At 36.0% G+C, this 21,095-nt stretch carries 17 protein-coding genes; 9 read left to right on the forward strand and 8 right to left on the reverse strand.

The features are described 5' to 3' along the window. The first annotated feature begins 22 nt into the window (after positions 1–22). The 3 genes from ccsA to HH304_RS20225 all read left to right on the forward strand — a co-directional run bounded on the left by ccsA (position 23) and on the right by HH304_RS20225 (position 6,279). Positions 23–3,139: a cytochrome c biogenesis protein CcsA gene (gene ccsA / locus HH304_RS20215; RefSeq protein WP_169685107.1), complete on the forward strand. Its 3,117-nt coding sequence runs from the start codon at positions 23–25 to the stop codon at positions 3,137–3,139. A 2,274-nt stretch (positions 3,140–5,413) separates the two neighbouring features. Further along, on the forward strand, positions 5,414–5,842 hold the full coding sequence (locus HH304_RS20220; RefSeq protein WP_169685108.1) for a hypothetical protein: 429 nt from the start codon (positions 5,414–5,416) through the stop codon (positions 5,840–5,842). A gap of 2 nt (positions 5,843–5,844) precedes the next feature. Continuing rightward, complete coding sequence (locus HH304_RS20225; RefSeq protein WP_169685109.1) at positions 5,845–6,279, forward strand: hypothetical protein; 435 nt, start codon at positions 5,845–5,847, stop codon at positions 6,277–6,279. Between the two features lie 186 nt (positions 6,280–6,465). Here HH304_RS20225 and HH304_RS20230 read toward each other — a convergent pair whose 3' ends face one another. Beyond that, on the reverse strand, positions 6,466–7,080 hold the full coding sequence (locus HH304_RS20230; protein ID WP_169685110.1) for a phospholipase D-like domain-containing protein: 615 nt from the start codon (positions 7,078–7,080) through the stop codon (positions 6,466–6,468). A gap of 130 nt (positions 7,081–7,210) precedes the next feature. Further along, positions 7,211–7,822 carry a hypothetical protein gene (locus HH304_RS20235; protein ID WP_169685111.1) on the reverse strand — a complete coding sequence of 204 codons (612 nt, stop codon included), beginning with the start codon at positions 7,820–7,822 and terminating at the stop codon, positions 7,211–7,213. 261 nt (positions 7,823–8,083) lie between these two features. On the opposite strand from HH304_RS20235, the gene HH304_RS20240 reads away from it, so the two are divergent. The 6 genes from HH304_RS20240 to HH304_RS20265 all read left to right on the forward strand — a co-directional run bounded on the left by HH304_RS20240 (position 8,084) and on the right by HH304_RS20265 (position 16,888). Then, complete coding sequence (locus HH304_RS20240; protein WP_169685112.1) at positions 8,084–9,634, forward strand: class I SAM-dependent DNA methyltransferase; 1,551 nt, start codon at positions 8,084–8,086, stop codon at positions 9,632–9,634. Next, the gene (locus tag HH304_RS20245) at positions 9,624–10,925 is read left to right on the forward strand and encodes a restriction endonuclease subunit S (RefSeq protein WP_169685113.1); all 1,302 of its coding nucleotides are present in this window, start codon (positions 9,624–9,626) and stop codon (positions 10,923–10,925) included. The genes HH304_RS20240 and HH304_RS20245 overlap by 11 nt, the downstream gene beginning before the upstream one ends. After that, positions 10,918–14,100 carry a type I restriction endonuclease subunit R gene (locus tag HH304_RS20250; RefSeq protein WP_169685114.1) on the forward strand — a complete coding sequence of 1,061 codons (3,183 nt, stop codon included), beginning with the start codon at positions 10,918–10,920 and terminating at the stop codon, positions 14,098–14,100. Before HH304_RS20245 ends, HH304_RS20250 begins: the two co-directional genes overlap by 8 nt. Before the next feature lie 63 nt (positions 14,101–14,163). After that, positions 14,164–15,027 carry a hypothetical protein gene (locus tag HH304_RS20255; protein WP_169685115.1) on the forward strand — a complete coding sequence of 288 codons (864 nt, stop codon included), beginning with the start codon at positions 14,164–14,166 and terminating at the stop codon, positions 15,025–15,027. Positions 15,028–15,092: 65 nt separating this feature from the next. Beyond that, positions 15,093–16,313 (forward strand): MBL fold metallo-hydrolase, encoded by a 1,221-nt coding sequence (locus HH304_RS20260; RefSeq protein ID WP_169685116.1) that lies wholly within the window; start codon positions 15,093–15,095, stop codon positions 16,311–16,313. Continuing rightward, entirely contained in the window at positions 16,310–16,888 is a 579-nt protein-coding gene (locus HH304_RS20265; protein ID WP_169685117.1) for a hypothetical protein, read from the forward strand. Before HH304_RS20260 ends, HH304_RS20265 begins: the two co-directional genes overlap by 4 nt. Positions 16,889–17,229: 341 nt before the next feature. Here HH304_RS20265 and HH304_RS20270 read toward each other — a convergent pair whose 3' ends face one another. The 6 genes from HH304_RS20270 to HH304_RS20295 form a co-directional block, all read right to left on the reverse strand. Further along, positions 17,230–17,454, reverse strand: coding sequence for a hypothetical protein (locus HH304_RS20270; RefSeq protein WP_169685118.1), 225 nt, complete (start codon positions 17,452–17,454; stop codon positions 17,230–17,232). Between the two features lie 148 nt (positions 17,455–17,602). After that, positions 17,603–18,001, reverse strand: a complete 399-nt coding sequence (locus HH304_RS20275) for a hypothetical protein (RefSeq protein WP_169685119.1) — start codon at positions 17,999–18,001, stop codon at positions 17,603–17,605. Continuing rightward, entirely contained in the window at positions 17,985–18,362 is a 378-nt protein-coding gene (locus tag HH304_RS20280; RefSeq protein WP_169685120.1) for a hypothetical protein, read from the reverse strand. Before HH304_RS20280 ends, HH304_RS20275 begins: the two co-directional genes overlap by 17 nt. After that, positions 18,346–18,723 carry a hypothetical protein gene (locus HH304_RS20285; protein WP_169685121.1) on the reverse strand — a complete coding sequence of 126 codons (378 nt, stop codon included), beginning with the start codon at positions 18,721–18,723 and terminating at the stop codon, positions 18,346–18,348. The genes HH304_RS20280 and HH304_RS20285 overlap by 17 nt, the downstream gene beginning before the upstream one ends. Beyond that, positions 18,707–19,090, reverse strand: a complete 384-nt coding sequence (locus HH304_RS20290; RefSeq protein WP_169685122.1) for a hypothetical protein — start codon at positions 19,088–19,090, stop codon at positions 18,707–18,709. Before HH304_RS20290 ends, HH304_RS20285 begins: the two co-directional genes overlap by 17 nt. After that, on the reverse strand, positions 19,078–20,748 hold the full coding sequence (locus HH304_RS20295; RefSeq protein WP_271711714.1) for a hypothetical protein: 1,671 nt from the start codon (positions 20,746–20,748) through the stop codon (positions 19,078–19,080). The genes HH304_RS20290 and HH304_RS20295 overlap by 13 nt, the downstream gene beginning before the upstream one ends. Between the last annotated feature and the right edge of the window lie 347 nt (positions 20,749–21,095).

The following is a 21,095-nucleotide window of genomic DNA, read 5'->3' on the forward strand; positions in this document are numbered from 1 at the left end:
AGTTAATAACCTCCTCGAAGTTATGCGATTTTTTTACCGTTTATTTGGATCATCTGTATTAGCATTAATTCTGCTTTTGACATTCGCCATTTCTATGGCCGTAGCAACCTTTATTGAAAATGACATGGGCACAGCAGCCGCCTGGCAGGTTATTTACGACTCCTGGTGGTTTGAGTTAATCATGTTTGGTCTTGCGCTGGCTTTTATAACCAATATTTATAAATATCGCCTGTATAGAAAACCCAAGTGGCCGGTTTTACTTTTCCATATTTCATTTCTGATTATCATCATCGGTGCCTTTATCACCAGATATCATTCCGAAGGTGGAATTATGAGAATTAGGGAAAATGAGTCATCAAATACCATAATTTCGGATAAAAAATTCCTCCAATTACATCTTACAGAAGGTAAAGAACATAAAGGTGTTTCAAAAGAGGTAAATCTTTCAAATTTCACAGATAGTGACCTAACCTGGAGTTCAGATTTCATGGAAAAAAACATAAAAGTGGAATTTCTGGAATATCTCCCGGATGCTTCTATTGAAATAATAAGTGACGATAATAAAGGAGAACCATTTATAGAAATGGTTGTTTCCGAAGGAGAAGGCAGGGAAACTCATATATTAAAGAAGGGTGAAACGAAACTATTTGGTGATCATGGTCATGCTATAGGCTTTGAATCAGACAGTAATGACGCCATCAACATAATGCAAAATGGAGATGAATTTTATATTAAATCACCACTTCAGCTTGATTACTTTGTTATGGCTAGTCAGCAGCCGGGACGTATATTGGCCGACAGCACTCAAAAGATATCATTAAGAACAGTTTTTCGATTACACAACCTTTCATTTGTGCCTTTAAATTATCATGACAAAGGTGTAATTGATATCATCAGCAATCCTGAAAAACCGGGAGATAATGACCCTGTGAAGGATGATGTGCTACGAATGAAAGTTACTGTAGATGATGAAAGCGAAAATCTTGATCTCCTATATCGGGAAGGCTTCTTACCTACTGTCCATACCGCAGAATTTGATAGTTTATCAATCGATATTTCTTATGGCTCGAAGGCGATTACCCTCCCCTTTTCTATCAAGCTTGAAGATTTTCAACTTGAGCGATATCCCGGCTCGTCAAGTCCGTCATCGTATGCCAGTGAGGTTGTGGTTAAATCGAAGACAGAGTCTTTCCCCTATCGAATATATATGAACAATGTGCTTGACTATTCAGGCTACAGATTTTATCAGGCAAGCTATGATACTGATGAAAAGGGAACGGTTTTATCTGTAAACAAAGACAGGCCCGGTACGATGGTAACTTATGCCGGCTACCTTCTTATGGGACTTGGTATGTTCTGGACATTATTTGGAAAGGGATCGAGGTATTATCAGCTAAACAGTAAGTTAAAAAACCTGAAAGCTGATGCTTCAATAATCGTTTTCTTACTAACCTTGGGGTCAGTCTTTATCCTTCCTGCTCAAAATGACGAGAGCAATAAACCCATGATTATCAATGAGGAACAGGCAGAATATTTTGGAAGGCTGCTTGTTCAAGACCTCGACGGACGCATAAAACCTGTAAACACTCTGTCATCAGAATTTCTTAGGAAGATTTCCAGAAAAACTTATTTGGAGATTCCTTCAGGAGAAAGAAAAATCAGACTAAACCCTGATCAGGTATTTATCTCGATGATGATGTATCCTTCGATATGGCAGAATATTCCAATTATAAAAATTGATGGAGAGAAATTGCAGTCTGTCTTGAGTGAGGACTTACTAGAAAAAGAACGAATTCCTTTTTCAGCATTAATTGGAGAAAACGGACAATATATACTAACTGCAAAGGTGGAGCAGGCTAATAAAAAGAAGCCGGCTAACAGAACCGAACAAGACAAGGAAATAATCAAAATTGATGAGCGGTTCAATATTGTATTCAATTTGATTTCAGGCAACTACCTTAAAATCTTTCCGAATAAAAATGACCCGGATAAAACATGGTATAGTTACAATCATGACTTTCGAAACTTTAACACAGAAGATGGTGCTTTCGCTAAAAATATAATTCCGGCATATTTCAGTGATCTGGCTGAGGGAAATCTGGCAGATGCAATTGAAAAGATTGATTACATTCATACTTACCAGCAGGTTTTGGGTGATGGGTACATCCCTGATTACAAACATGTCAATGCTGAGATCTTATATAACAAGGTAAATTTGAACTTCTGGCTCTTCCAGGCCTGTTTTACCATTGGGATTGTTATGCTTGTGCTGGCAATTTTAAAGATATTTAAGAATGGAAAGGTATTAAGTATTGTGTGGAATTCGATGATAGTGATCTCTCTGATTACATTTCTGTTATTCACTGCAAACCTGGTTCTTAGATGGTATGTATCTGGACATCCGCCTTGGAGTAATGGATATGAAATGCTGGTTTTCGTTTCGTGGGTATTGCTACTTTGTGGGTTTATCGTTCATAAGAAATCAGATTTTACCCTGCCATTAACAATGCTGTTTACGGGTGCACTTTTGTTTGTGAGTTACCTTGACTGGATCAATCCAGAGATCACCAACCTGATGCCAGTGCTGAAATCGTATTGGCTGAAAGTCCATGTGGCTACGATTGTGAGTAGCTATGCACCACTTGCCTTATCGGCTTTAATTGGGGCAATGGTTATCATTTTGATATTGATTAAGAATAATGGCAACAGTGAAGCAATTGACTTGCGAATAAAGGAGCTGAGTTATATCAATGAAATCTCAATGACCATTGGCTTATTTGTGTTGACGGTGGGAACATTTTTAGGAGGAGTCTGGGCCAATGAATCCTGGGGGCGGTACTGGGCCTGGGACCCGAAAGAAACCTGGGCATTGATCAGCATTATTGTCTATGCGATAGTTTTGCATTTGAGGTTTATTCCTAAGTTGAATAACATGGTTGTTCTTAATATCGCCAGTATGTTTGCCTTCTGGTCGATTATCATGACCTCTTTTGGAGTTAACTACTACCTCTCCGGATTGCATAGCTATGCAGCGGGTGATCCGATGCCAATACCCAATTTTGTTTATGTTACAGCCATTCTTATGATCGGGTTGAGCGTGATGGCGGTGGTTAAGGTAAAAGTTATAGAAAGGACATAATGTTGTTAATTGCATTACAAATGCCGACCTCACACATCCTCGCTACAAACGAGGACGACAAGCAGCAATATACAGTCATTCTGAGCCAACTGGTGAATGAATCTGTTACAAACAAAGACGATGGATGGCCTCACAATAATTTTAATCGCCCTTGTTTAGCGAAGCGTAACGAGGGTGTTTGAGAACTGCGTTTGTAACGCTGATTTAATAATTGGCATTACAAATACCGACCTCACACATCCTCGCTACTAACGAGGACGACAAGCAGCAATATACAGTCATTCTAAGCCAGCCGCCAAATGAAACTGTTACAAACAAAGACAATAGATGGCCTCACAATATTTTCATCGCCCTTGTTTAGCAAAGCGTAACGAGGGTGTTTGAAAACTGCGTTTGTAACGCAGACTAACTTTATTATTAGCATTATAATTTTCTGCTATTCGATATGTTCCGAAGGACATGTCGAATTTTGATATTATGGATTTAAAATCCATCTTTATTCCAGATAGAAGATGCGCTGAGATACCATTTGAAATAGCAGTAGTCTGAATCAGGATTTTCAAGATTTAAGGATTAACAGGATTGCCTGACCTGCCTGACCTACTTAACAGCCCCAAGAGCACCGTCAATCTGAGCCAGCTGGCGAATGAATCTGTTACAAATGAACACGACGGATAACCTCACAATAATTTTAATCGCCCTTGTTTAGCAAAGCGTAACGAGGGTGTTTGAAAACTGCGTTTGTAACGCAGACTAACTTTATTATTAGCATTATAATTTTCTGCTATTCGATATGTTCCGAAGGGCATGTCGAATTTTGATATATTGGATTTAAAATCCATCTTTATTCCCGATTCCAGATTCGCTGCGCTAATATCTGGAACAGCAGTAGTTTGAACCAGGATTTTCAAGATTTAAGGATTAACAGGATTGCCTGACCTACTTAACAGCCCCAAGAGAACCGTCATTCTGAGCCAGCTGGCGAATGAATCTGTTACAAATGAAGACAACGGATGGCCTCACAATAATTTTAATCGCCCTTGTTTAGCAAAGAGTAACGAGGGTGTTTGAGAACTGCGTTTGTAAAGCAGACTAACTTTATTATTAGCTTTATAATTTTCTGCTATTCGATATGTTCCAAAGGGTATGTCGAATTTTGATTTGAGGGATTTCAAATCCCTCATTATTCCATATTCCAGATACGCTTCGCTACCATTTGAAATAGCAGTAGTCTGAATCAGGATTTTCAAGATTTAAGGATTACAGGATTGCCTGACCTACTTAACAGCCCCAATAGCACCGTCAATCTGAGCTAGCTGGCAAATGAATCTGTTACAAATGAACACAACGGATAAACTCACAATAGTTTTAATCGCCCTTGTTTAGCAAAGCGTAACGAGGGTGTTTGAAAACTGCGTTTGTAACGCAGACTAACTTTATTATTAGCATTATAATTTTCTGCTATTCGATATGTCCCGAAGGGCATGTCGAATTTTGAAAAGAGGATTTCAAGCCCCAATTTATTCCAGATAGCTGATGCGTTGAGATACCATTTGGAAGAGCAGTAGTTTGAACCAGGATTTTCAAGATTTAAGGATTAACAGGATTGCCTGACCTACTTAACAGCCCCAAGAGTACCGTCATTCTGAGCCAGCTGGCGAATGAATCTGTTACAAATGAATACGACGGATGGCCTCACAATAATTTTAATCGCCCTTGTTTAGCATAGCGTTACGAGGGTGTTTGAAAACTGCGTTTGTAACGCAGACTAACTTTATTATTAGTATTACAATTTTCTGCTATTCGATATGTTCCGAAGGGCATGTCGAATTTTGATATATTGGATTTAAAATCCATCTTTATTCCAGATAGCAGATGCACTGAGATACCATTTGAAATAGCAGTAGTCTGAATCAGGATTTTCAAGATTTAAGGATTAACAGGATTGCCTGACCTGCCTGACCTACTTAACAGCCCCAAGAGCACCGTCATTCTGAGCCGACTGGCGAAGAATCTGTTACAACCTAGGACGATTGATGGCCCCACATTAATTTTAATCGCCCTTGTTTAGCAAAGCGTAACGAGGGTGTTTGAAAACTGCGTTTGTAACGCAGACTAACTATATTATTAGCATTATAATTTTCTGCTATTAGATATGTTCCGAAGGGCATGTCGAATTTTGATATATTGGATTTAAAATCCATCTTTATTCCCGATTCCAGATGCGCTGCGCTAATATCTGGAATTGTAGTAAAGTTTAATACATTTTAACGGATGAAAATATTTTTTAATATACTAACACAAATTCTGGGTGTCCTTGTAACCTTTTCCTTGTCCATTATCATTGGTGGGTTAATTTTGTATTTCGCAGCAGAGATATTTGACTTGGGTAGAAACAATGCTTATGTATTTTCCACCTTACCACTCTTTATAGCAATAGGAGTTGGAGTTCAATATATTATTGAAAAACTAAGAGATTTCACACAATGCCGGTTTTTCGCATTATTATATTTCTTAGCCAACTTTATTTTTGTTTACTACATTATGGAACATCGAAATTTTTCATCGCTACCAAACAATGATAAATTTCTATTTTTGATTATCCCATCTGTAATAATTGGTGTTTTTTCATATTTGTATTATCCAGTAAGGGAATTTTTGATAAAACGTAAAGAGATAACCTCAGACCCGGAGATTTTATAATAATGAAAACAATCGGAAAAGTAGCAATAGTATTGGTGGTATTGTTAATCACACCGATAGTAGCAAATATGATTAATCTGTTGGCTATTTATATTTTTCAATCTTTGTCTGGAGTAGGATTAACTAATCAACTACTTTTTATTAGTATCCCAATGGCCATCGTTTATGGAATGGCAGCTCAGTCATTAATTATAAGACTTACTAACATGGGAGTAGCCAAGATTTTTAATTGGATTTATACCCTGTTGGTTTTTGGTTTTTTGATCTACATGCAAAAAACCAGTGATAATATTGAATATTTAACAGAGCCATTCAGTCTTTCATTACTTTGTGTGATAATCTTCATTGGCTTCGGTGCCTGGCTTAGACTTTTGAAAATCATTGATAATCGATTCAAGCAAAAAAATAGTGACAGTGATATTTTGGACATGAAGTGAAAGGTGACTTTAATCGCCCTTGTTTAGCAAAGTGTAACGAGGACGATTGACTCACGGTAATACATTGCTATTCGATATGTTCCGGAGGGTATATCAAATTATGATAAAAGGGATTTGAAATCCCTTTTTATTTTAGATTTCATAGGTGATGTGGTAACATCTGACACCTTAAAATTAAACATCGAATCAATACCAATCATCATCATCAAAAAAATCATCTTCGTCCCAAAAGTCATCTTCATCCCAATAATCATCTTGATAACATTCATAACAAAGATAATGAGCTGGATTCTTGATTTTCTTCCCGCATTCTTCACAACGGTTTTTCTTCTTCTTTTTCTTTTTCGTTTGCTTAATAACAGGTTCTAATGACACAGCTTGAGCATAGCCTGATTTAAACATTTTATTTATTTGTTCTATTTTACTTTTATAAATTTCCTCATCATCGACAATACTAAATAGAGTTCCAGATTCAAAGTTGCTTTCAGAGGCTTTATATAAGTTCATTGAGGTTTCAATAAGCTCAATTTCATTAGCATATATTTTGCTATGTAAATTTGAAACAAAAATAATTCTATGAAATTGTAGTTTGCTAATTAATTCTTTCTGATCATCGGATAGTTCTTGTTTACCATAAACTAAATAAACTTTTACACCACGCTCAGAAGCTAATTTAATCTGATTAGCTATGCGCTTTTTAATTTGAAGGTAGGGAGAAATTAATACAACAGCTTCTTTAGCTTCTCTAATTAATTTCTCAATATAAAACACTATACCTCCAGTGTCAAGATGTCTTGCCATTTGCTACAAAAAAATATTAGTTGAAAAAATACACTCCAATAATGCTCTAATTTTTAAAATCCAATATATTAACCCTACCTTTTATCTTGAAAAAGGATCACGATTCCAATCAAATAAAAAAATAAATTAACTAAACCCCTTCAAAAAATTGAACCGCAAATCGGCAAAACTCGATAATCACATCCTTATCTAACTCGAACTCTTTTCTACTACCTAGATAATTTTTAGAAGTAGGGGTTATTTCCTCTCCATTATTAAGTTCCTCAACAGAAATGCATTTAATATGTTTTTTGGAGACTAAAATGATAAAAGCATTTTGATAGGGATAGTTTTTGGGAAGATCCTTAAACTTAAATTCACCAGAAGCTCGAAATTTAACTTCAACAAAATATACTTGTTTGGTATTTGGATTCTGTATAACAAAATCTGGCATTCGGCGAATTTCAGTAGCAACATCTGATCTCACTCCTTTCAATAGCTCCATTATACCAGGAATTGTATTTTCCATACCATAACTAAAGACATTATATTTTAGACTTAAAAATAACTCTTGAATTAAGGTCTCTGCAATCCTACCTTTTATCATGGAATATCTATAGGTTTTATCCTTTTCAGAAAGTCCATTTTCATTATCTTCAATTACTTCAACATTGTTATTCTTTTTCTTTGATTTCTTGAAACAATCGATACATAATCCACCCTCAAACTTTGAGAAAGCTCCACATTCAATACATTCAGCCATAAAAAATTTATTACTAGTTTAAAAAATTGATATTCCTGCTCAAACCTATAAATAGATTTTTTACGACTCAAGAAAATCACAGAAATAATTTTCATACTAACTACAAAATAAACCTAGGGTATTGTTAATGTATAAAACATAGAATTTGCAATTGCATTTCCCCTCTCAATACAGTATTTTTATTCCTTATAAAGAGCTAATAAGTACAAGTACTTGATTTTTTAACCTGACTTTCATTTTTATACAATATTACTACCCTATATGGCTAAGAAAGCTACGAATACTAAGTCTATCGAAGAATCTTTGTGGGACACGGCGAATAAGCTCCGTGGTAAGGTGGAATCTTCGGAATATAAGCATGTTGTTCTCGGACTGATCTTCCTAAAATTTGCTTCTGATAAGTTTGAAGCCCGTAGAAAGGAACTCCTCGAGGAAGGTAAAGAAAAATACCTCGACATGAAGGAGTTCTACAACATGAAAAATGTATTCTTTCTTCCTGAAGAGGCTCGCTGGTCGCACATTATGCAACATGCCAAGCAGGAAGATATTGCGCTAAAGATTGACACTGCCCTGCATACAGTAGAGAAAAACAACGCTTCATTAAAAGGAGCTTTACCAGACAACTACTTTTCAAGGTTGGGAATGGATGGCAGTAAGCTGTCTGCCCTACTCGATACGATTAATAATATTGACACCATTGCCGATGAGAAAGAAGATATCGTCGGACGGGTATATGAATACTTCCTGGGAAAATTTGCAGCTGCTGAAGGCAAAGGTGGTGGAGAGTTTTATACGCCTAAATGTGTGGTAAACCTCATTGCTGAAATGCTTGAGCCCTACAAAGGAAAAATATATGACCCATGCTGTGGTTCGGGAGGTATGTTTGTGCAGTCGATTAAGTTTGTGGAAAGCCACAATGGAAATAAAAAAGACATTTCAATCTACGGACAGGAATATACTGCCACTACTTATAAACTGGCAAAGATGAACCTGGCTATTCGGGGTATTGCAGCCAACCTGGGTGAGGTGCCAGCTGATACGTTCTTTAAAGACCAGCATCCGGATTTGAAAGCTGACTTTATCATGGCTAATCCGCCATTTAACCAAAGTGAATGGCGTGGAAAGAATGAACTGGTCGATGACCCTCGTTGGAAGGGATATGATGTTCCGCCGACTGGCAATGCCAACTATGCATGGATTATGCACATGCTTTCCAAGCTTTCTGAAGGGGGAACAGCAGGTTTCGTATTAGCTAACGGCTCCATGAGCTCCAACACCAGTGGAGAGGGCGAATTGCGAAAAAGCATGATCGAAAACGACCTGGTAGATTGCATGATTGCATTACCCGGACAGCTATTTTACACTACCCAGATTCCTGTTTGTTTGTGGTTTATGACTAAAAGCAAAAAGGATGACAAAGACAAAGGCTATCGCAATCGTGAAGGAGAAACCTTGTTTATCGATGCTCGGGAGATGGGCTCAATGATTAGCCGGGTGCAAAAGGAGCTAACTGACGAAGATATTCAAAAGATTGCTCAGACCTACCATGCCTGGAGAGGAGAAAAGAAAGACGGTAAATATGAAGATGTAGCCGGGTACTGCAAGTCTGCCTCATTACAAGAAATTGTTAAAAACGACTACGTATTGACTCCTGGAAGATATGTGGGTATGGCTGAAGTTGAAGATGACGGTATTCCATTTGAAGAAAAGATGACACTGCTTTCGAGTGACTTATTTGAGCAGATGAAAGAAAGCGAAAAACTGGATGCAGCCATTCGTGAAAACTTAAAAATGTTGGGTTATGAGGAGTGAGATACATCTTGTTAATTTAGATAAAGTGCTTACATTTTCCAATGGAAAAACAAGTCCTAAAAGGGATGATAATTATCAATTTAATGTTTTTGGCTCAAATGGAATTATTGGGAAAACTAATAAAATAAATTGCCCTGCCAACTCAATAGTAATAGGTAGGGTTGGTTCATACTGTGGTTCTGTATATTTCAGTAATTCTGAATGTTGGGTTACTGATAATGCAATAAAAGCAGTGGTAAAAGAGGAGAATTCTGCAAAATACTTATATTATAAGCTAATAAGTTTCAATCTAAACAAACTTCAAATAGGAACTGGTCAACCTCTACTAAATCAATCAATTCTTAAATCAATTGAAACGAAAATTCATCCCCTCCACGAGCAAAAAGCCATTGCTCACATCTTAGGCACATTAGATGATAAAATCGAGCTGAACTGGAAGATGAACCAAACTTTAGAGGAAATGGCACAGGCATTGTTTAAAAGTTGGTTTGTCGATTTTGATCCGGTACTCGACAAAGCCCTGGCAGCGGGCAACCCAATACCCGAGCCACTGCAACAAAAAGCCGAGAAGCGATTGGCGCTGGGCGATAAACGCAAGCCCCTACCCAAGCACATTCAAGAACTCTTTCCTGACAGTTTTACCTTCACCGAAGAACTCGGCTGGATTCCTGAGGGGTGGGAGGTGAAAAATCTAGATACCATTAGTATTGAATTAAGAAGAGGAATATCCCCTAAATATATTGAAGAAGGTGGAACACGGGTAATAAATCAAAAATGCATAAGAAATCACGAAATAAATTTTGATTTAACTAGGAGAAACGACCCAAATAAAAAGAAAATTGACGGGAGAACAATTGAGTTTGGTGATATACTTATTAATTCTACAGGAGTTGGTACTCTTGGAAGAATGGCTGCAGTTGGACCAATAAATGAAGAAATTGTAGTGGATTCTCATGTTACTTTAATTAGACCTGACCAAAATCAAATCAAGATTGGGTATTTTATTTCTCTTATGTATTCAATGGAGAGATATATTGAATCAATAGGAGAAGGAAGTACAGGACAAACTGAATTAAGCAGAAGTAGATTAAAAGAATTACAAATTCTGCACCCGAACAATCAACTACAAAAAATTTATGATTCTATATTCCAAAAAAGCTTTAAGAAAAAATATCACAACCAAATCCTGAGTAAATCTCTTGAATCAATAAGAGACACTCTCTTACCCAAGCTCATTTCCGGAGAACTCCGGGTTCCTGATGCTGAAAAAATAGTTGCTGATCATGTCTAAATACACTGAAGCCACACTCGAAGATACCTTTATCACCCTGCTGCAAGAGCAGGGCTTCGATTACATTCATGGAGATAAACTTCGTGAGGAGTTTGCTACTAAAAATCCGGTAGCCAAATATGGTCACCTAGCCAGCGATGAGGTGATCATCCGTCCAGACCTGGAAAGCTACCTCACCAAACAATATCCCGACATCACTCCTACTGAGATCGATCGGCTTATCCTCGAACTCGAAAATCTTCCGGCTTCAGATTTATACGATTCGAATAAGCAGATCATGAAAAAGGTCTGTGATGGCTTTGTATTCAAACGCGATGATCACCACGACAAAGACTTATATATTGAACTCATCGATTATTCAGACATAGACAATAACACTTTCAGAGTTGTCAATCAACTCGCCATCGATGATAAAGAATTCCGCATCCCGGATGTCATTGTGTATATCAACGGGCTTCCCTTAGTTGTCTTCGAACTGAAATCGGCTACTCGTGAAGAGCCACGGATTTTTGAGGCTTGGGATCAATTAACGAACCGATATCGTAGAGACATTCCGGAGCTGTTTAAGTACAATGCCTTTTGTGTAATCAGCGATGGAGTCAACACCAAAGCAGGTTCTTATTTCGCTCCGTATGAGTTTTTCTATTCCTGGCGAAAAGTAACCGGTGATGAATCGACCGAATATGAAGGCATCGACTCCACCTATTCGCTTATCCAGGGAATGTTTAATAAAGAAAGGCTGCTTGATATCATCCATCACTTTATCTTCTTTCCGGATTCGAGCCATAAAGAAGCAAAGATCCTATGCCGATATCCGCAGTATTACGCTTCTAAAAAGCTATTTGAAAATATTAAAGTCCACCTTAAACCAGAAGGCGATGGTAAAGGTGGTACGTACTTTGGTGCAACAGGATGTGGAAAGAGTTTCACCATGCTTTTTCTGACCCGCCTGTTAATGCGAAGCACCTACTTTTCGAGTCCAACGGTTGTGCTAATCACCGATCGAACAGACCTTGACGACCAGCTTTCAGAGCAGTTTGAAGGAGCAAAAAGCTATGTGGGCGATAATTTCATTAAAAGTGTTGAAAGCAGACAGCATCTCCGTGAACTATTACAAGGAAGAAACTCAGGAGGCGTTTTTTTAACCACCATTCATAAATTTACCGAAGACACCCAGCTACTTTCCGACCGGGAAAATATCATCTGTATCTCCGATGAGGCGCATCGTAGTCAGACCAACCTCGACCAGAAGGTGACAGTCACCGATAAAGGCGTTCGTAAGAGTTATGGCTTTGCAAAATACCTGCACGATTCATTGCCAAACGCTACTTATGTTGGCTTTACCGGCACACCAGTTGATGCGACCCTTGATGTGTTTGGTCCTATCGTCGATGCCTACACCATGCAAGAATCCGTCGCTGATGAGATCACCGTTCGGATAGTTTATGAAGGTCGTGCGGCAAAGGTTATCCTGGATAATGAAAAGCTTCAGGAAGTTGAAAAATACTATAAGAAAGCCGAAGAAGCCGGGGCTAACGAATATCAAATCGAAGAAAGTAAGCGTGCCACAGCCAAAATGAATGCCATCATTGGCGATAAAGATCGTTTAAAAGCTGTAGCGGAAGATTTTATTGCTCATTATGAAGAGCGGGTATCCGAAGGAGCCACGGTAAAAGGCAAAGCCATGTTTGTCTGCAGCAGTCGTGAAATAGCATACGACCTTTACCAGATGATCACAGAGATCAGACCCGAATGGGCAGAGGTAAAAACTGCTGAAGAAGGTGCTGAGCTCACCGAGAAAGAACGCAAATCAATAAAACCAATAGCCAGGGTGAATATGGTTATGACTCGCACTAGAGATGATAAAAATGGACTTTATGAATTACTAGGAAATAAAGATTACCGTAAAGAACTCGACAGACAGTTTAAAGAACCGAAATCAAACTTTAAAATAGCCATTGTTGTCGATATGTGGCTCACAGGTTTTGATGTGCCTTTCCTCGATACCCTATACCTGGACAAACCTTTACAGAAGCACACTCTGATTCAAACCATCTCGCGGGTAAACCGAAAATTTGAAGGAAAAGATAAGGGATTAGTCGTTGACTATTTTGGCATTAAGCGGCAAATGAATCAGGCATTGGCGATGTATTCCAAAGAAGATGCCCAAAACTTTGAAGACATCAAGCAATCAATCGTCGTCACCCGTGATATGCTCAGCGTATTGGCATCAATGTTTCATAAATTTGATAGTAACGCATACTTTAATGGCAATCCAAAAAAACAACTCGATTGCCTAAAATCGGGTATGGAGTTCGTGCAGCAGACCCGCTCTCACGAGAAGCGGTTTATGGATTTAGTAAAGCGACTTAAAGCTGCCTATGATATTTGTTGTGGTAGCGAAGAAATAAAGGATAGCGAACGTGATCAAATCCATTTTTACTTTGCCATACGGTCATTGCTTGTAAAATATACCAAAGGAGAAGCACCTGACACCGCCCAAATGAATAAGAAGGTCAGGATAATGATCGAAGATGCCATTAAAAGTGATGGAGTTGAGGTGATATTTAAATTAGGCGAGGATAAAGAAAGCCAGGTTGATATCTTCAATCAGGACTACATGGACATCATTGATAAAATCAAGCGTCCGAACACCAAAATCGCCATGCTTCAACAGCTATTAAAAAAGGCAATTGGCGAGCTAAAGAAAACCAACCGTGCCCAGGGCATTGATTTCTCTCGAAAATTCCAGTCCCTCGTAGACCTTTACAATGAGCGCAAGGAGTCAGACACACTTGAAGGCAAGGTATATGATGAAATGGCAGATGCCTTAACCAATATGGTCATGGAGATGCAAGCCATTTATACATCAGGCAATGAATTAGGAATCAGCTTTGAAGAAAAGGCTTTTTACGATATACTGAAAGAGCTGGCTTACAAATATCATTTCCAGTACCCGGAGGAAAAGCTCATTCCATTATCTAAGGCAGTGAAAGACGTAGTCGATGACAAAGCCAAATACACTGACTGGAGCAAGCGCGATGACATCAAAGCCGAGTTAAAAGTAGATTTAATCCTGCTATTAGGAGAGTACGACTACCCACCAGTAGATCGGGACGAAGTATATCATGAAATATTTGAACAAGCTGAGAATTATAAGAAGTATCGGGGGTGATTTTAAGATGAACCTTAACGAATTCAATTTTTTAAAAATATTTTTTAACCTAGAACCTAAATTATGAACACAAATTTTATTGAAACACTAGAAGAACAATATCTCAACTATATTGATAACTCATCTGATATCAATGGGGAAGTTAAAAACATTATAAAAAGTGTTTTAAAGGAAGGGAATCTAGAATCGAGGAACAAATTATTTTTTGAGCAGAGCGATCTAATAAAAAACAATAAAGAATCTGCCATAAATATTAGCAATCCTTTGTTTATAGGTTATGGCAATCCAAATTCGGATTTATTAATTATTGGAAAAGAAAAAGCTTTTAATCCAGAAAAGAACCCTGAACTCCTTTTGCATGAAAGCATAAACAACCTCACTCAATGGAAAAACATCATTTCAACAGGTGTTAATATAGGAGAATTTGATCCAAGAAACCCACGAATATATCATAATAAAGGTCTTAGTTCTGGTCATACATGGAGACTTTATTCTAAGATAATTTCTTCATATTCTGGTGATTTCAATACTCATTCTGAATTATTAAACTCTACAGATATTAATGATTCAATGTTTAATAATTGCTTTATAACAGAGTTAAATTATAAACCTTCAAAAAAAACCTTAAAGTCTGCAGGAAATCTTGAATACCGAAAGGCACTTTTTCAAACAGACTTTTTTAAAAGCTTCAAAAAGGTATTATTTACAGCCAAAGCCTATGTAGGTAAGAAAACCATTGAAGAATATTTCAATTGTAAATATTCAAGGAGCATCCAATTACAAGGAAATACCAAGCGTCATCAAGGCGATATTTATACAAGAGAAGATTCAGAATTCAAGCTCCTCTCAATTAATCAATTAAGCGGGTCAAATTATTGGGAAGATGAAACCCTAAAAAAGATCGCGATTGAAATTAAAAACTCATAAAATGATTAAACGGAATATTCTTTTATCACTTTATTTAATCATCTAAGACTACAAATTAAATATTTATGGATATATCAGCAAAATTTTCATTTTTCAAAGTTGGTCAAGGAGCTTTTTATGGGGGTACTATAAAAAAAGAAAATCAATTTTATTCAATAGTTTATGATTGCGGAACATCATCCAGGAAGGAATTCCTGAATAATGAAATTGATTTATTTTCTGACTGGTTACCAGAACCTAGAGTAATCGATCTATTGTTTGTTTCCCATTTTGATTTTGATCATGTTTCAGGACTAAAAAGGCTTTTCCAAAAGACCAATATTAAAAGGATAATCATTCCATATATAAAGTCAGAAACCCGAAAATTCAACTTGTTATCGTATAGTGAAGTTGGTGATTATGATGAGAAATCCCATTTAACCGATGAGAGTGATTTTGACTTGGAGGAATATCAAAACTTTTTAGAAAATCCAGAATCATTTATCTCTAATTTGAATAATGAAACTGAGATAATACAAATCAATGGTAGTGAAAATCTCAATGTTGAATATTCTAACTACGACAATGAAGAAGAAGGTCTTTATATAAGAGGAAGCTTTTTTGACGAAGATCAAAACATTTACAATAATGACTTACAATTTTTCATTGGCAAAATATGGGAGTTCACTACATATTGCCAGCCAGTTGATGAATCAAAAATTCAATTTCTAAAGAAGGATTTGTTAAATCTTTTAGGGAAAGAAAACTCTCCACTAACCTTGGAAGATTTAAAATCCATAATCGTAAATAAAAGAGCAGATACCAATAAAATATATAAAACAAAATTTAAAGATGTAAATGGTCATGGGTTAGTATTATTTCATGGACCTACACCCATTTTAAGCGATGGATTTTCAATTGACTACCAAAATGGAAATTTAAAGGGAGAAAATAATAGTTGCGTTGCCACTTTATTAACAGGGGACATTTCATTTAACCCAAATAAGAATGGTATAAAATTCAATTCTGCATTTTTGCTGAAATTGGAAAGGGTAGATATTTTTCAAGTTCCTCATCATGGTTCAATTCATAGTTGGAATAACGATGAATTTAATGATTTAAAAAAAGGAAAGGACTGGTTATCAATCTGCAATTATGGTACAACTAATAGTTACAAGCACCCTTCAGAATCAATTAAGGATCAATTAAAAAATCATTTCATTGACAATACTGAGGAAAAGAGGTTTAATTATAGAATTGCATTATCCGGAATTAAATGGCTACTGAATAAAAACATTGATGAATGAGTAATACTAAATCTGAATTCTTAGAAAAATTTGAATCTGCATGGAGAGAAGTATTCAATCCAGACCTTATCAATCAAGAAAGCCTATTATCAAAATATACCAACAGCACATTATGGACAAATTACGTCTTGAAAGAAAGTGATTTAGTAAATAATATTTGTGAGAAATTTGATCTTCGACATCGACCTGAAGAATATAAAATTGACATAGTATTCGCTCCCAATAAAAACCTTAGTGAAATATCCAGCTTAGTCTCTTCTGAAGAATTCTTTCCTCCAAGCTATTCAATCATCCTCGAACATGAAAACAACATCAAAGATTGCTGGCGGGAGATGTCTAAACTCACTCACTACAAAGCCAGACTAAAAGTACTGGTTTGTTATAAGGATTATAATGAGTCAATTCCAAAGGAAGATATAACCAATGAATATTTAGAAGATTTTAAATCAATCGTTAGAGAATCGAACACTCACTATTGCGAAAATCCAGAAACGGAATACCTTATGATAATCGGGCAGCGGAATAAAGAGGGTTTGCATTGGCGGTTTGATTCTTTTTCGGTTAAAGATATTTAAATATCTAATTACACCGGCCAATAAATCTTTTTCAAAGGCACTAATGATCTAGTATCCAAATCAAAAGAATCGTAATGATGGATTACTAGGCTTACCAACAGTTCGATACTAATTTAACTGGCTAATTAAAAAAGGTAATATCAAATAACCAAATAATCTGGAATACCACTAAACTCAGAAAGAAGGCTTTGAGTTTTAGTTTTGATTTACCTCCACACACCATTAACAGCACCAGCGAGACGCTGGCGCCAAGTGTTAAAATAAACTTGCTATTGGGGACACAAGCCAGGACGTCATTGATGCAACACTATTTCATTCGAAATACCGGACACACCAAACACCTATTTAAAATCTTCATCGGTAATCGTATAATAAAAGTTATTATGCTCTTTTTTTACCCAATTAATAATATCATAAACATTATTATAGGTACTTAGATCTCCTCCATGCGACTCATTGATAAATTTTAGAGTATCGAAAGTATTAACATTTATAAACACAATCGAATCAGTCCCTAAAATACTTCCGGAACTAGTATAATGTCTATCGTTAACTTCAAAAGGCACTTAATGACTTTCATTTCCATTATAACTTATTTTATAGTGAAGCTCAGAAGTGGTTTTGTTCAAAAAGTAAAATTCCACCTCATTTATATTATGAGGCTGAACATCACAAGATGTAAAAACTAATAATACCCCTAAATACAACCAAAACCTATTTAAAATCTTCATCAGTAAGTGTAAAATAAAATACATTTGACTCTGATTCTATCCAATTGACCCTTTCAAAAAAATGATTATTCCATGAAGAGGAGGTTTCATAGGTTGGATACCTATAAATCAATGAATCTCCAGATAGCTTTTTAACAAAAATCACAGAATCAACTGTGGTAATACCCCCCATTCCTGCATAGACATCTTGATCAATTAAAATTTCTAAGGGCATAGATCGATTAATCCCTAAATTATAGCTATCCCATAGCAAAGTTTCAGAGGTATTATTTCTAACAAAATATTGAGGTTCGTCTATATTATGAGGCTCAATGATGCATGAAGAAAACAAAAAGCAACAAAATCCAAAAACCTTTAAAGCGGGTTTATATAAAATCTTCATCGGTTATCATATAATAAAAATTATTATGTTCTCTTCTCTTCCAGTTTGATCTATTAAAAACATCGTTAGTTAAACCCACTTCTCCATTGATATATTTTATTGTATCAAGTGTATTAACCTTAATAAAAACTAGTGAATCAATATCAAGGATTCCTCCTCCACCAGTGTATTCTTCATCATTTAATTCAATTGTTAAATAACGACTTTCAATACCATCATAACTGGTTTTATACTGAATATCTGAAGATGTTTTATTTAGAAAGTGAAATTCAATTTCATCTATATTATGTGGTGGTATATCACAGGAGATTAATACCAATACAACACTTAAAGACACCAAACACCTATTTAAAATCTTCATCGGTAATCGTATAATAAAAATTATTATGTTCTCTTCTCTTCCAGTTTGATCTATTAAAAACATCGTTAGTTAAACCCACTTCTCCTTTGATATATTTTATTGTATCAAGTGTATTAACCTTAATAAAAACTAGTGAATCAATATCAAGGATTCCTCCTCCTCCAACATAGGCATTATCATTTTTTTCCAGATGGATATACCTACTCTCAATACCATCATAACTGGTTTTATACTGAATATCCGAAGATGTTTTATTTAAAAAGTAAAATTCAATTTCATCTATATTATGTGGTGGTATATCACAGGAGATTAATACCAATACAACACTTAAACACACCAAACACTTATTTAAAATCTTCATCGGTAATCGTATAATAAAAGTTATTATGCTCTTTTTTTACCCAATTAAAAATATCATAAACATTATTATAGGTACTTAGATCTCCTCCATGCGACTCATTGATAAATTTTAGAGTATCAAGAGTATTGACTTTTATAAACACAATCGAATCAGTCCCTAAAATACTTCCTGAACTTGTATAATCTTTACCATCAATTTCCAATGGCACATAATGACTTTCGTTTCCATTATAACTTATTTTATAGTGAAGCTCTGAAGTGGTTTTGTTCAAAAAGTAAAATTCCACCTCATTTATATTATGAGGCTGTACATCACAAGAAATTAAAATAAAAGAAATGCTCAATATTTGCTTTACTATTTTTCCCATTGCTGAAAATATTTTATAAGGTTATCTTTTTGTGTTGGTCGTTTTTGAATCAAATTATCCCGCCACTCGCGCATAGCGGTATTAGTTTTATTTGAACTAACTCCTCTAAGCGAGGAAAATATTTCTGACATTGTAAAATTTTCAACATCATCATAAACATCACACTCAGGCCGTGTAGAGTCATATTCATTTCTGGCATCTATCAAATCTCTAACTAATACCAATGGGTATCCCATGTTAATCATACCTTGTAGTCCAACATTACCATCATCCCCCTTCCAGCAAACTCCATAAACATCAGGTAAAAATTTAAATTTATCCTGGTGTACTATGTCTGCCACTCCTGAAGCCCATGCTTCCCTTACCATTTTTTTAGAAAACATCATTCTATAGGTACTACTTACAACCCAGTCACCAACAAAGTTCCAATGTGCTGCATGTCCCAACTCATGAATTACTATTTTATAAATGATATTATACTTATCATCTTTTGACCCTATTCTTAAATCAGAAAAGACCCAACCACCAATAGGGCCTGTTGTTACATCTGAAATCTGATGAAGCATAGTCATAACTCCACAATCATTATTAGCACAGGCTCTGATTTTAAGATCATTTGGTGGTCGTCCGATATTGAATTTTGGTGCCCAAATATAGTGATAATCATAAACTCCCCGCATAATTGCACCCCAAAGGTAAGATCTGCTTCCTTTATGTGACCTGTATTCCCATCTTCCGCTTTGCTTTGGTCCATTTAAATACGCTGGTCCAAACCCTATTCCAGTCGGTTTTATAAATGCATGAATATTAGAATATTTAATCCCATAATTTACCTCACGGTTTCCACCGAAAACATACCTGATTACAAACTCTCCATTTTCATCTGTATACGCAGTTTTAATTTTAAACCACTTTCTAGCTCTCGCTTTTACTTTAGGTACTCCATCATAAAATTTACCGTCTTTATAAATCTTTCCACTATAAGGATTTTCTACTAATATTTGTCCTCTCGGGCATGTAGAACATACACCTGAACCAGCTACATAACCTCCTCCGCCACATTCTTCAACATCTTGAATTTCAGAATAATGTTGGGCAATTCTCATGGCCTCATTGATGAGAAATGGCTGAACACATTCATCAATCGGATAAACAACTCTTCCATTTATTGTATGGCCAATATCATCAGGTATAAATAACTCTTCAAGAATTTTGTATTCAATATTTGGAAAGTTATAATCTGCCAATACAACAGTGTATTGGTATGTTGGCCTATCGGCTGGAATAGAAGGATCATGATAGTTAAATTCTCCTTCAATTATTTGTTCGTAATCCAACGGATATGAATATAATTCAAGCAATGAGTCCTTTAATAATATTTCATATTCCAAAGAATCCTTTGGTAAGAATCTCACATAATAATGAGTGGTAGTAATGGTGACTGCCTCTACATTGTACCTGCCTGCTTTTGACAATTCGGGTTTTATATTGTCCCATGCCTGTTTCATATTTTGAACAGAATATGGGTTTTTCATTTTTTTGCCAAAGGTATCTTCGAGATTATCTAAATCCGGCCCTACCTGCTCTTCATGGCAAGAATTTAAAATTACTGTTAGCAAAAGGCATAACATGCCTAATCGAAATAATCGTTTGATCATCGTTGATAAATCTTTTATTAAATGAGGCATGCTGAAAACTGGGAGTTTACAGGACACCTGTTTTGGTTGAAAAGCGAAAGTAATCTTATCAAATTAAAAATCCACTATTTTTTTTGCTTTTAGTCGATCGTAAACGAAAGTAAACGTTTACCGGGTGTATAAATGGTTTTTTGACTGATTACTAAGGGAAGTTTGTTTGGAAAATTTATTATGAGCAGATTATAACAGCACCAGCGAGACGTTGGCGCCAGGTGTACGACACTGTGGTTGGTATTAATACTATTTCAACTGGCTAGTGAGGACACAAGCCAGGACATCAGAGTTGACTAGTGAAGACACAAGCATGG

Origin of the sequence: Marinigracilibium pacificum, from assembly GCF_012926615.1 — a bacterium.
Lineage (GTDB): Bacteria > Bacteroidota > Bacteroidia > Cytophagales > Cyclobacteriaceae > Mangrovivirga > Mangrovivirga pacifica.